The organism is Siphonobacter sp. SORGH_AS_0500, assembly GCF_031453245.1.
Lineage (GTDB): Bacteria > Bacteroidota > Bacteroidia > Cytophagales > Spirosomataceae > Siphonobacter.
In genome coordinates this window covers 1,941,541-1,953,832 of record NZ_JAVIYT010000001.1, presented here as the reverse complement: position 1 = coordinate 1,953,832, position 12,292 = coordinate 1,941,541, and the positions used below count along the sequence as shown (strand labels likewise).

The window sequence follows — 12,292 nt, the reverse complement described above, 5'->3', positions numbered from 1 at the left end:
TTTTTAAGAAATCGTACTGCCCTTATCATTAAAAATGGTAAGCTTTGCCCGTCTGGCCATTCACGAACGTTATTCCTTCAATTCTACCCCTTATGTCATCCATATATACCCCCAAACAGCAGCGTTATCTGCTTATTTTTAGTCTGATCGTTATTTCAGGATTTATCATTGCCGGGTTACGTCAGTATATTACGGCTTTCTTCGGAGCCGCCATCCTATACGTTATTTTTCGTCCCTGGCTTACTAATCTGGTTAATAAAAAGAAGCTTAACCGTACGTGGGTTTCCGTAGGCTTATTACTCTTTTCAATCATCGTCATTATCATTCCCTTTCTGGTGCTGAGTTTGTTACTGGCCGACCGGGTGAGGTATTACAGTCAGAATTATGAAGATATTCTGAAACTGGTAGAAAAAATTGAGGATCTGACGGGGATTTCCATTACTGATCAAAACAATATAAAATCCCTCATTCAACAGGGAGCTGGCTGGGCCAGTCAGCAGTTTCCCAGCATCATTGGAGGCACGCTGGACGTATTGATTATTCTTGGCCTACTCTTCTTTACGCTTTACTACATGTTTACGCAGGAAGAAAGTTTTCTCAATGGCCTGAAGCGTTACCTTCCCTTTGACTCCAATACCGACCAGGAACTAGGCGAAAGCTTGAAGAACATGGTGAATGCCAACATCCTTGGTCAGGGCCTGATTTCTCTGATTCAAGGGATTTTAACAGGAATTACCCTCTGGATTTTTGGCACGCCCGACGCTGCTTTCTGGGGAACCGTTACTTTCTTTTTGAGCTTCATTCCCGTTTTAGGAACGCCTATTGTCTGGGGACCTGCCGGGTTAATCGCCATCTCTCAGGGTGATACGGGCCGGGGCATTGGAATTTTGTTGGTAGGAGCGATTGTGTTAACGAATGTCGATAACGTCTTACGCATCATTCTGGCTAAACGGATGGGCGATGTTCACCCCCTTATTACCCTGACCGGCGTGGTATTGGGCGTACCACTTTTCGGAATTCTGGGATTGGTTATTGGTCCCCTTTTAATTGCATACCTGATTGTTTTATTCAAGGTTTTTGAGCGAACGAATCGGCAATTAATCGCGGAAGAAAAGCAGGAAAGGACTATTTTTAAGGGGCGAGATGAATGAGAATAATCCTAACTGTTGCTTATGAAGCCCTTATATGTTTTACTGATCGTCACGTTACTTACCTTACTTGTGCTCTGGCTGGCCTCGGGAGAATGGCACCTTCGCTTTGCTGGTAATGTAGGCATGAGCGTAATGCTCCTCTTTACGGCACTGGGACATTTTATGTTTCCGAAAGGCATGGCGGAGATGTTACCTCCTTTCGTTCCCTATCGGGTTCCGCTGGTTTATGTAACGGGCGTTATTGAAGTAGCCGCGGCCATTGGTTTGATGATTCCCAGCTTTCGTCACTTGACTGCTTTGTGGCTTATGCTGTTTTTCATTCTGATTTTACCAGCCAATATTTACGCGGCCTTTCATCGTATCGACTACCAAAAAGGCACAACCGACGGCCCCGGCCTTGCGTATCTTTGGCTCCGAATGCCGCTGCAATTGTTCTTCATTGGCTGGGTCTGGTTTTTCAGTTTTTAGTTTACGGTTTTCAGTACCCTCTAAATAATAATCAGAAACCTTAGAAATAAGTTGATTGTCAGATTTTTTCAGTACCCTCTAATAATAATCATAACCCTGGAGGGGTTTAATCTGAATAGCCCCGGGTGGAACCCGGGGAATCTCGTAACAACAAACGCATTACCCCAGATTGTTATTTAGATTGGTCTTATTTACAGAAACCCCGGTCTGAATGGAACCCAGATTATCATCCGGGGCTATTCATAATTAACCCCTTCCGAGGTTGTCTATTCTCTAACCCAAAGAGGCCGGTTTTCACCGGCCTCTTTGGGTACCAACGCAATTGAAAACTGAAAACCGTAAACGGAAAACTACTTCAATTTCCACTCCAGAAACAGGTTTGGTAACTCCAGATCCTGGTGCGGGGAAGACGGGTCGTGCAATTGCCAGCTTACGTCATTACTCAGTTCCAGAGGAATCCGATCCAGTCGTTTCCGATACATGACCTGTGGTACCTGATCGGTAATGGACAGCGGTACCTGCTCATGGTAACGATTATAAAGTTTCACCAGTAACTGATTGGAACCTGTTTTCAATTTAAGTAAAACCAGATCACGGGTAGAGTCGGTTTTGGCCCGGTTGCTATGGAGTAAAAGCTGCTCGCCGTTCAGCCAAACCCCGATACCATCACCGCTTAAAATTTCAACCATCAAATTCTGAGGGCGGTCGGTAGTTAACTCCTGTAGTACGAACCAGCTTTGTGAAGGTTCGGCAGGAAGCTGACGTACTTCACTCCGGTTAATTTCCTTCCAGATCGGACCTTCCCGCAGGGGCCAGCCCTTGGATGGATCGATCGTTAATACACTTCCCCAGCCAATGCCCGTTCCTTTGGCCTGATTCAGATACGTCGGCCCCCAGGTTACCTTTCCGGTTTTGGCCATCTGATAAGGCTCACCATCGTCAAGAATGATGGAACGACGTACCCCATTTACATCCAGATCAATGCTTTTTCCTTTTTCTTCATCCGAAAAAACAACCAGGGGATGAACGGCAGTAGTTTTTGGAATTTCAAATCGCCAGGATTCCTTAACCGTAGTTCGGTAATAACTGTTGTAATCTACCCCACCAATGCTGTACTCATGCTGAGCATTGGCATGGGATAAAACCAGATTTTTCTGAATGGCATTCACCTGAATAACATTAGCCGGAGCTACCTTAAAGTCATCGCTAAACTCAACCACTACTACCGGAATATCTTTAACCGACTTGATTTCAGCGGGTAAGATGATCTGAATATCGTTACCAACGCGTTTGAAAGAAGCTGTCTCACGGGGTTTGCCGAGCACATGGATAATCTGCAAATTTCCCGTAATTCCGGGCAGAGTAATCGTTCGGCCAGCGGGCATGCCCAGCAGCGACAAATACAGCTTACGTCCTTTCGTCGTTACCTCACCCCACTTGAATGGATTCGGGAAGGGATCGGCCTTAGTGCCATACACCGCCTCGCCATTTTGACGGAGCCAATCCCCCATTTTCAGTAATACGTCCCGCTCAAATTCTACTACGGTTCCATCGCCACGAGGCCCGATGTTCAACAGATAATTTCCGCCCCGACTCACTACTTTCAGTAAACTCACCAATTTTTCACGAGCTTTATCATCCGCCGAGCCGTGCTCCTGCCAGGAACGATACCCCCAGGTTTCATCATAGATCGAAGCGGGCGTTTGCCAGGGCGTCGCGATTTTATAGTTCGGGTATTCATTATCTCCCATCACGCAGAAATCCCCGGCCTCATTACCAATGCGACCACTAACCATACAGTCCGGCTGTAGTTCGTGCACTAAGTCGGCCAGTTCCTGGCTTTGAGTCGGGGTTTGCGAACCCATGTCAAACCATAACTCGGAGATAGGTCCGTAATGGGTTAATAGTTCGCGAACCTGATTTTTGTTGTACTCGTGATGAGCCGCCGGAATGGGATCAGAGTTACTGCTGGAAATGGGATAAGCTGCCGGAAAATGCCAGTCAATGATGGAGTAATAAAGCCCAAACTTCATGCCTTGGCGTTCACAGGCCTCGGCCAGCTCTTTCACTATATCACGTTTATACGGAGTAGCATCCACGATGTTGAACTTCGTGAAAGCGGATTTAAACATACAAAAACCATCATGGTGCTTGGATGTTAATACCACCGAACGCATCCCCGCGGCTTTCGCCAGAGCTACGACTGAATCAGGATTCCAGAGTTTAGGATCGAAGTTTCGGACCACGCCTTCATACGTATCGCTGTATAAGCCAGGTGCATGGGCCCTAATTTGTTCACTATATCCCCGGGTTACGGGCTTTCCTTCCCAAACACCCCCCAAAGCCGAATAAGCCCCAAAGTGAATGAACATGGAATATTTGTCATTCTTCCAGGTTTGCAAGGCCTTCGACGCCTGCTGGGCCCAGGAACTAAAGCTGCAACAAAGGGTTAAAACAATCAGTACTATTCGGTTCATAAAGACAGCAGGTTTAATGGGTTTGAACTGGTTTGAAGGCTTCCTTTCGGGTTAAATTGCTAGCATTGCGGTGGTTACAATTACATCCGCAAAACCTAAGAGCTGGATGTACATGAGGTCTGATTAACTAATGATCAGTCCTTTCCAACCCCATCAAACTTCAAATTAACGCTAACCTCCTCAAACTAAATCAACCCATCTCCACAGGCGGAGTGGTTAGTATTGTAGGTAATCGAATGGCGTATGCTTTGTTTAATTAATTCGTGAATTACCGATTTATTTTCATCTCTTGGAACATTTCTTTTTGCTCTGTTCTCTTAGAATCTGCCTCTATTATGAAAATCAGCCCTTTCTTACTCTCTATTTTTTTGTTCTTGCTGGTTGTTTCGGGTTACGCTCAGGAAATTCAATACCCCTACCCCGTCCATATTTTTCGCGTTAATCAGGAACAGAAAACGGTAGACATGGCCTACATGGACATTCCGGCCCAAGGAAAAGCAAATGGAAAAACGGCCCTGCTTTTTCACGGAAAGAACTTCAATGGTATATACTGGCGGGAAGTGATTGCTTTTCTAAGTCAGGCAGGTTACCGTGTTATTGTTCCCGATCAGGTCGGTTGGGGTAAATCCAGTTATCCCGATTTGCATTACAGTTTTCATGCTTTGGCGAGTACGAATAAACGATTACTGGATTCGCTGAATATTACTAAGGTAACCCTGATTGCTCATTCCATGGGTGGCATGCTGGCTACTCGCTTTACGTTGATGTTTCCTGAAAAAGTGCATCAGCTCATTCTGGAAAACCCGATTGGTCTGGAAGATTACCGAACCATGGTGCCTTATGCTCCGCTGAACGAGTTATATACCAATGAATTATCGGCCACTTACGAGTCCTATAAAAAATACCAGCAGAGTTATTACCCGCAATGGAAACCCGAGTATGAAGAATGGGTGAAGGTGCAGGCTTCGGCGTTGAAAGATCCCCGCTTTAAAGAAATTGCCTGGGTTAATGCTTTGACCTACCAGATGATTTATGAGCAACCCGTTTGTTATGAATTCAACCGCATCCGTGTGCCGACGTTATTAATCATCGGTCAGGAAGACCGAACGATTGTGGGGAAGAATCGCGTCCCCAAAGAGCTTGTGAGTCAATACGGACAGTACCCGGCTCTGGGCAAGCGTACGCAGCAGCAAATCAAAGGCAGTAAGCTCGTGGAGTTGCCCGGCGTAGGCCACATTCCGCACATCCAGGACTTACCAGCATACACGAAAGCCGTTTTAAGTTTCCTAAAGTAATCAATTAAATTCCTGAAGTTCTTCTTTAGGAATTTGTAAACCTACTCCACATGAAAGTTATCATTACAGGAGCTACCGGAATGGTGGGCGAAGGCGTTTTGCATGAATGCCTGCTTCACCCAGCTGTCACGAAGGTTTTGATTATTAACCGAAAACCTTCGGGCATCAGTCATCCGAAAATGCAGGAGATCGTTCATCCAGATTTTTTTAACCTTGCTCCCATCGCTCCACAGTTGAGCGGTTACGATGCCTGCTTTTTTTGCCTTGGCGTGTCGTCGCTAGGCATGAAAGAACCGGAATATCGACGAATTACTTACGACTTAACGATGCACTTTGCGGAAACGCTGGTGCAACAATCACCGCATCTGGTCTTTACGTATGTTTCGGGGGCAGGTACGGATCGCTCGCTGATGTGGGCCAAAGTCAAACGCCAGACCGAAAACGATCTGGCGAAGTTGCCCTTCAAGAATACCTACGCTTTTCGTCCGGGTTTCATGAAACCCACACCAGGGCTCAAAAATACGATTGGCCTCTATACGTTCATCAACTGGCTTTATCCCGCCATGCGGAAGTTTTTCCCAGACTCCGTAAGCACACTGGCCGAATTAGGTCAGGCCATGATTAATTCCGTTTTGAAGGGTTATCCTGCTCGGGTATTAGAGGTTCGGGATATCGTAAAACTGGCTCACGCTTAGCCAACTCGTTGTTTTTCAGGATCGAAAATCATTCCCGTACACAAACAATAACGTCCCTGGGTGCGAGTCAGGATGTCGTAATTTTTACAAATCTGACAACCCTTCCAGAAGGCGGGATCATGAGTTAGTTCATCGAACGCAACAGGCTGAAAACCCAGTTTCGTATTTACTTTCATTACGGCGGTTCCGGTCGTAATCCCGAAGATTCGGGCTTTAGGAAAAAGCGAGCGACAATACCCAAACAGTTTGGTTTTCAATAACTCGGCCAATTTTTTACCCCGAAATTGTGGAGCTACAATCAGGCCGGAATTGGAAACAAATTTTCCCTCTTCGTACATTTCCCAGAAACAAAATCCCGCCCAACGCCCCTGCGAGTCTACGGCGACTAAGGCCTGATGCTGCTGCATTTTCTGACGAATATCTTCCGGCGAACGATCACCAATGCCCGTACCCCGAGCGACGGCACTTTCCCGCATGGCTTCACAAATTTGTTCGGCCCAAACGAGGTGTTTGGTGGAGGCTTCCTCTATTATAAACGGTTGGTCTTCCATAATTTTAAGGTAATGAATGCGTAATCTGACGGCGGTATTCTTCGTGTAAAGCGTAAGGCATGAGCCGAAGTAATACCTCACGGGAGTTGGATTGGGTATACAGAAGATTCTCCAGACCGTATACGTAAACTGAACATACAGCGTTCTGAGTAGAGCTGGAACCTTCGGTTAAAAGATCATTGGCCACCAGAAAACAATGCCGAACGGCGATGAAATCGTGCGTATCGGCATAATGCCGGGTGAGCTTTAATAGTTGAGTAGTAAGTCGATAGGCACTCAGGTGACACGAGTCATTCTCGAAATCGGGAAGATGCGTTTTCAGCAGATGCCATAAATCCAGTTGCAAAGCTTCCATCGTAATTAACTTTGATTTGCCTCTACTCTTACCAAACAACAGCCAGCCCGCAGTAAATTTTATAAAACGTTATTAGTCAATTCATTACTCTTTTCTTTAGTAACCAATGGCTTTCCGTTTTGAAAGGTTTTCTTTTTCAAAATGAAAAAAAGAAGGAGTCACCGCCAGGACAGCCTTACTTTTGAAATCCATTATTAACACTTCTGTTCTGTGAAAAAACTGATTGCACTGCTGGGTTTGCTAGCCTCCAGTCCACTCTTCGGACAAGATTATCTTCCCTCGACGGATCGTATCTCAACCCATATTAAAACCTTGGCCTCGGATCAGATGAAAGGCCGTGGAACGGGTAGCAAGGAAAATGATAAAGCCGCTCAGTACATTACCAAAGAGTTTCGAAAACTGGGCTTATTACCCATGGGGTCAGAGGGGTATTGGCAACCTTTTACGGCTCGAGTGAAGAAAATAGTGGTAACGGATAGCTTGCGTAAAGCCAAGAACGTCATTGGTTTTATCAATAATCGGGCGGCGAATACCATTGTCATCGGTGCTCATTACGATCACCTCGGCATGGGTCGGCAAGGCAGCTCGCTGGAACCTAACCCCGAAGGTAAAATTCATAACGGAGCGGATGATAATGCTTCTGGTGTGGCGGGTTTGCTGGAACTGGCTCGTTATTTCTCGAGAAATGGGGTAAAAGAAGAATATAACTTCCTGTTCATTGCTTTTGGTGCTGAAGAGCTTGGCTTGCAGGGTTCGCGTTACTTCCTGAATAACCCTACGGTACCCCTCGATCAACTCAATTTCATGATCTGCATGGACATGATTGGTCGCTACAATCCCGAGCGAGGTGTAGGCGTGGGTGGTGTAGGCACCAGTGACGCCTGGCCGGGAATCTTTGAAGGCCAGGAGGCTTCCATCAAATATTTCACGGATCGGGCCGGAAATGGCGGCTCGGATAATGCGGCTTTTTATGCGAAAGGCATTCCAGTTTTATTCTTTCACACGGGCGGTCACGAGGATTATCACAAACCTACCGACGATCCCGAAAAGATTGATCTGAAATCAGAAGCGGGCATTCTGGATCTGGAGATTAAGGTTATTGAAAAGGCCCTAAAATTGCCAAAAATGACCTTCACCACAGTTCAGTAATAAAAAACGGGAATCGATCATACCTCGATTCCCGTTTTTGTAGAGACGTCCATTTATGGCGTCTTTGCCGGGAAATGGCGATAATACAAAAGGTAACCAAAACCGCCTTTCTATCACTAGTGCAAGATGGGAATCTCGCACTAGTGAGTGTTTTCAAACGTAGAGACGTCCATTTATGGCGTCTTGTCTGGGAATAATATTAGTTTAAAAATACCCAAACCCGCCTCTACCCAGACGCGATGAAGTCGCGTCTCTACCTTAATATTTAACCGGCAGGTGAATCTCCGCAATCATGCAACGAGCCGAACCGCCACCGTTGCTTTCGATGATGCTCAGGTCCGTGTGTAAAATCTGGCAGTAGTCGTCAAGCGAATCAATCTGTCGGGGCGTCAGGCTTTCATAGGCCTTCGTCGACATCATCAAAATCTGCTCTCCTTTCGTATTGCGAATCTGGAGCATATTACCCGCAAAATGCTTCATCTGATCCAGTGTAATTTCAATAATCTGCCGACCGGATGTTTCCAGTGAACTCCGTACGATAAACTTCTCGTCAGGATCGGGAATCGCATCCAGACAAATGACTGCGAACATGTCACCAATGCACATCAATACGTTGGTATGGTAAATGGGGCGACCCAGCTCATCTACAGCGTGGAATTTTACCACTTCGTAGTTCATCTGCAAGGCAAAGGCATCCAAAACTTCTTCGTTCGTACGAGGAGAAAGGCAGGCATAAGCAATCTTGTATTTCCGATCCAGAACCATCGATCCGGTACCTTCCAAAAACTTGCCTTCGTTCTCAAAAGCCGTTAAATCTACCCGGCGATTGATGTAAAAATGCTCTTCAATCTGTTTCAGAATATCCTCCCGTCGCTCTAGCCGACGGTTTTCCGCCTGCATCGGATAGGTAATCACCGTTCCGTTGAAATGGAAACTCACCCAGTTATTCGGAAAAATGGAGTCGGGCGTGTAGGGTTCAACCGTATCCTCAATGACCAGCACGTTTACGCCTTTGGCATGTAATAAACGCACCATTTCGTCAAACTCTTCGAGAGCTTTCTGCTGGGCAATTTCTTTGGTTTCATCCGCCGCGTGAACATCCTGAAAAGCGTTGGAAGACGCGGTTTGTTCGTTAAATCCAAACCGTACGGGCCGGATCATTAATAGGTTACTTGTGGACTGCGTTCTCATGGTATTAAATAAGTGCTAGCTACGCAATAAAGGCATTGACATACAGTGCGAACCACCCCGGGCCCGGGATAATTCGGCACTGGGTAACATAATAAAGGTATCCGTCAGCGTGTCGGGTGAAGTAATGCCCTGCTCAAATTCCTGTAATAAATCAGCCGCCCGAACGGTACGAAATCCCTGCTGACGGAACGCTTCAAGGGTTTTATCGTTACGATCGTACCCAATCACTACGCCTTCTTTCAAGGCCAACAGGTTGCAGGAGTCCGTCCATTGCTCACGGGCCCCGTAAGGGAATTCGTTATTACCCGAATAGATAAACCTTACCTCCTCCGGCGAGCAGCCTAAATCTTCAACGCTGATTTGAATGAGTAACTCTTCCAGACTAGCCAACTCGCGGGTAGCCGTTTCTCCTTTAAAAAACTGAACAATTTTTACGTCATCATCTAACTTAGGCGGAATCAGCCCACTCATGGTGGGATCAATCTGATCTTCGCCGTGGCGGCCTTGCTTGAGTAAGGACCCTAACACCACCCAGACGTTTTTCTTTACCTGCGTACAAACCGTATCGAGGTGCATATAATCCCGCTTGAAGGGAATTTTCACGACGGTAATCTTATCGACTACGTGCTTCTCAAACAGAATTTTAATGGCCTGCTGAGCCGCAAAAACCGTCGTCCGTTCCGAAACGCCAATGACCAGGTGATTTGGTGCAACGATCATTACGTCGCCGCCTTCCAGCGTGGTTTTGTTGTAATTCTTTTCGTTATCGGGTAACAAAAAGTACAGTTCATTGTCGGGTAACTCAATAATTTTCCCGCGAAGATCGGCGAAAACCGGGTGCGTATAAAAGATATATTGAGCTAGTAAGGCTTCCCGCGTGCGGGCCTGTTTGGCCGGTTTATTCAGCAGAAAATGGTCATTGATGGTAATACCAATGTCCCGCGTAAAAATGAAATTTGGTACGGGAGCAAAAAGCATTTCGCCTGCGGGTGTTGTTCCCGAAATCAGCGTTTTGGCCAGTTCCACGGAAGACAGTTCACTCAACTCATTCTGCGTGGTGTACCATTCGTGTTCAACGGCACAAATCGCCGCGATGAGTTTGGTTTTTACCTGATCATTATCCAGGATATCGGCCAGCAGTTTCTGAAATTCAATGACTCTGCTGGAATTGAAATATTCAGGATGATCGGGTTTATAAAAGGATCGCTTGGGGTCAGCATCAATAGCGGCAAGTTTGCCCTTGATTTTCTCAGGATCGAGAAAGTATAGAAGAATTTTAACGTAATAGTCGTACTCGTCTTTTCGCATCGTATCCAGATGCACAATGTCTTCGAATAGCCAGTCCTGAGCCTTGGAAGGGACTACCTTCCCTAATCCTGAATCTGGACTGTGAATGAGCAGGCGTTTTAAGGTTCCTACTTCACTCGAAACTGAAATGGATTGCATACACTACATTTTTGGACGGGAATCAGGCGGTGATTAAGGACAAGATTTGCTCGTCGGTTTATTAGGTTTTCGTTGATACCATCTTTGACTCCCTATACATGGTTGGCCGCAAGTTAAACGCTTTCTGCAAAGTGAAAAATTTCATCTCCAGCTCAAATCGCCAAAAATGGGCCTATTGCTTTTAAACCCAGAAAAAAGTTTTCGGGATGATCATTCTTAAAAGGCCGAAATTCGCCTACTGAGGGGATTTTGGGGTCATTTGGCTAACGCTTGCCAGCCCTGTCGGGGCTTAATCTGAATGGCTCATATGCCAAGCAACACGGTTACTTGGCGAAACCCTTATTGTTTTTCTTTATTCAAAACCCCAGCGGGGTTAAACTATGGATAGCCCCGGGGAAGACTGTCAGTGGCCCGCATTACATACGGGTCCTCCAAATGGAGGTTATGAGAACAGAATAAATCAAGGTTATCAGGTAGATCATGGTATGGGTTTCCCTTTCCCCGCTTGAATAACCCCGGAGGTGTTATACTTCTATTGTAGGAATACCCCCTAAAAATCTTCATTTAATCCCCCCCTATTTTTCTCTTTATCCACCAGTAACTTCCTGATTTTAGGAGAACCAATCTTTTCAAAAGCAAGTTATCCTTTCACAAACAGCGTTCTTTTAACTGAGAACCTGTACCTTTGCAGTTTAGAACCACTTACTTGACACAAAGCAGCTATGCTTAAAATAGAGAACCTTCAGGCATCCATTGGGGAAAAGCAGATTCTGAAAGGCATCAATCTGGAAGTGAAACCCGGTGAAGTTCACGCGATTATGGGCCCAAACGGCTCGGGTAAGAGTACCCTGGCTTCTGTTTTGGCGGGTCGTGAAGACTACGACGTAACGGGCGGTAGCGTACTTTTTGAAGGCAAGGATTTGCTCGAACTGGCTCCTGAAGAACGGGCCGCGGAAGGTATTTTTCTGGCATTCCAGTATCCAGTAGAGATTCCCGGTGTATCTACCACCAACTTTTTGAAAACGGCTCTGAACGAGATCCGAAAATATCAGGGTCAAGAGCCACTCGATGCGGTAAGCTTCCTGAAACGCATGAAGGAAAAAATGAAGCTGGTTAATATTGATCAGTCTTTATTGAGCCGTTCCCTGAACGAAGGCTTTTCCGGCGGTGAGAAAAAACGCAATGAAGTATTCCAGATGGCAATGCTTGAACCCAAGCTAGGCATTCTGGACGAAACGGACTCTGGTCTGGATATCGATGCCCTGCGTATCGTGGCAGAAGGCGTTAATACCCTCCGCGATGGCGAACGCTCGTTCATCGTAGTAACTCACTACCAGCGTTTGCTAGATTACATCGTCCCTGACTTCGTTCACGTTCTTTACAAAGGCCGTATCGTGAAATCCGGTACGAAAGAACTGGCTCTCGAACTGGAAGAAAAAGGTTACGACTGGATCAAGGCGGAAGTCGACGCTCTGGTTTAATTGATTATGAAGAATGGACCGTGGAGAGAACTC

The 12,292-nt window shown here is 46.2% G+C and carries 11 protein-coding genes; 6 read left to right on the top strand and 5 right to left on the bottom strand.

The window, feature by feature from the left end:
• Nucleotides 1-92: 92 nt before the first annotated feature.
• Together QE357_RS08050 and QE357_RS08045 are read left to right on the top strand one after the other, a co-directional pair.
• Entirely contained in the window at nucleotides 93-1,151 is a 1,059-nt protein-coding gene (locus QE357_RS08050) for an AI-2E family transporter (RefSeq protein ID WP_307142667.1), read from the top strand.
• Between the two features lie 21 nt (nucleotides 1,152-1,172).
• Entirely contained in the window at nucleotides 1,173-1,619 is a 447-nt protein-coding gene (locus tag QE357_RS08045; protein WP_106635645.1) for a DoxX family protein, read from the top strand.
• 350 nt (nucleotides 1,620-1,969) lie between these two features.
• Here the strand turns inward: QE357_RS08045 and QE357_RS08040 are convergent, their stop codons facing one another.
• Nucleotides 1,970-4,096, bottom strand: a complete 2,127-nt coding sequence (locus tag QE357_RS08040; protein WP_309706623.1) for an alpha-L-fucosidase — start codon at nucleotides 4,094-4,096, stop codon at nucleotides 1,970-1,972.
• Between the two features lie 335 nt (nucleotides 4,097-4,431).
• Here QE357_RS08040 and QE357_RS08035 point away from each other — a divergent pair, with 335 nt between their 5' ends.
• Both QE357_RS08035 and QE357_RS08030 read left to right on the top strand, forming a co-directional pair.
• Nucleotides 4,432-5,391 (top strand): alpha/beta hydrolase, encoded by a 960-nt coding sequence (locus QE357_RS08035; protein ID WP_309706622.1) that lies wholly within the window; start codon nucleotides 4,432-4,434, stop codon nucleotides 5,389-5,391.
• A gap of 50 nt (nucleotides 5,392-5,441) precedes the next feature.
• Entirely contained in the window at nucleotides 5,442-6,086 is a 645-nt protein-coding gene (locus QE357_RS08030; RefSeq protein ID WP_307142663.1) for an epimerase, read from the top strand.
• On the opposite strand, the gene QE357_RS08025 is transcribed toward QE357_RS08030, so the two are convergent.
• Both QE357_RS08025 and QE357_RS08020 read right to left on the bottom strand, forming a co-directional pair.
• Nucleotides 6,083-6,637: a GNAT family N-acetyltransferase gene (locus tag QE357_RS08025; protein ID WP_309706621.1), complete on the bottom strand. Its 555-nt coding sequence runs from the start codon at nucleotides 6,635-6,637 to the stop codon at nucleotides 6,083-6,085. The two genes, QE357_RS08030 and QE357_RS08025, sit on opposite strands and share 4 nt — an antisense overlap.
• A 4-nt stretch (nucleotides 6,638-6,641) precedes the next feature.
• Entirely contained in the window at nucleotides 6,642-6,992 is a 351-nt protein-coding gene (locus tag QE357_RS08020) for a hypothetical protein (RefSeq protein WP_307142661.1), read from the bottom strand.
• Nucleotides 6,993-7,202: 210 nt separating this feature from the next.
• On the opposite strand from QE357_RS08020, the gene QE357_RS08015 reads away from it, so the two are divergent.
• Nucleotides 7,203-8,141: a M20/M25/M40 family metallo-hydrolase gene (locus QE357_RS08015; RefSeq protein ID WP_309706620.1), complete on the top strand. Its 939-nt coding sequence runs from the start codon at nucleotides 7,203-7,205 to the stop codon at nucleotides 8,139-8,141.
• A 258-nt stretch (nucleotides 8,142-8,399) separates the two neighbouring features.
• On the opposite strand, the gene ctlX is transcribed toward QE357_RS08015, so the two are convergent.
• Both ctlX and QE357_RS08005 read right to left on the bottom strand, forming a co-directional pair.
• Nucleotides 8,400-9,332, bottom strand: coding sequence for a citrulline utilization hydrolase CtlX (gene ctlX / locus QE357_RS08010; RefSeq protein ID WP_307142659.1), 933 nt, complete (start codon nucleotides 9,330-9,332; stop codon nucleotides 8,400-8,402).
• A gap of 15 nt (nucleotides 9,333-9,347) precedes the next feature.
• The gene (locus tag QE357_RS08005; protein ID WP_106635638.1) at nucleotides 9,348-10,778 is read right to left on the bottom strand and encodes an arginine deiminase family protein; all 1,431 of its coding nucleotides are present in this window, start codon (nucleotides 10,776-10,778) and stop codon (nucleotides 9,348-9,350) included.
• 722 nt (nucleotides 10,779-11,500) lie between these two features.
• Here QE357_RS08005 and sufC point away from each other — a divergent pair.
• Complete coding sequence (gene sufC / locus QE357_RS08000; RefSeq protein WP_106635637.1) at nucleotides 11,501-12,259, top strand: Fe-S cluster assembly ATPase SufC; 759 nt, start codon at nucleotides 11,501-11,503, stop codon at nucleotides 12,257-12,259.
• Nucleotides 12,260-12,292 lie beyond the last annotated feature (33 nt).

Bases quoted from the DNA above. Each gene is read 5' to 3' on its own strand.
- QE357_RS08050 (WP_307142667.1), top strand. From the start codon at position 93: ATGTCATCCATATATACCCCCAAACAGCAGCGTTATCTGCTTATTTTT.
- QE357_RS08045 (WP_106635645.1), top strand. From the start codon at position 1,173: ATGAAGCCCTTATATGTTTTACTGATCGTCACGTTACTTACCTTACTT.
- QE357_RS08040 (WP_309706623.1), bottom strand. From the start codon at position 4,096: ATGAACCGAATAGTACTGATTGTTTTAACCCTTTGTTGCAGCTTTAGT.
- QE357_RS08035 (WP_309706622.1), top strand. From the start codon at position 4,432: ATGAAAATCAGCCCTTTCTTACTCTCTATTTTTTTGTTCTTGCTGGTT.
- QE357_RS08030 (WP_307142663.1), top strand. From the start codon at position 5,442: ATGAAAGTTATCATTACAGGAGCTACCGGAATGGTGGGCGAAGGCGTT.
- QE357_RS08025 (WP_309706621.1), bottom strand. From the start codon at position 6,637: ATGGAAGACCAACCGTTTATAATAGAGGAAGCCTCCACCAAACACCTC.
- QE357_RS08020 (WP_307142661.1), bottom strand. From the start codon at position 6,992: ATGGAAGCTTTGCAACTGGATTTATGGCATCTGCTGAAAACGCATCTT.
- ctlX (WP_307142659.1), bottom strand. From the start codon at position 9,332: ATGAGAACGCAGTCCACAAGTAACCTATTAATGATCCGGCCCGTACGG.
- QE357_RS08005 (WP_106635638.1), bottom strand. From the start codon at position 10,778: ATGCAATCCATTTCAGTTTCGAGTGAAGTAGGAACCTTAAAACGCCTG.
- sufC (WP_106635637.1), top strand. From the start codon at position 11,501: ATGCTTAAAATAGAGAACCTTCAGGCATCCATTGGGGAAAAGCAGATT.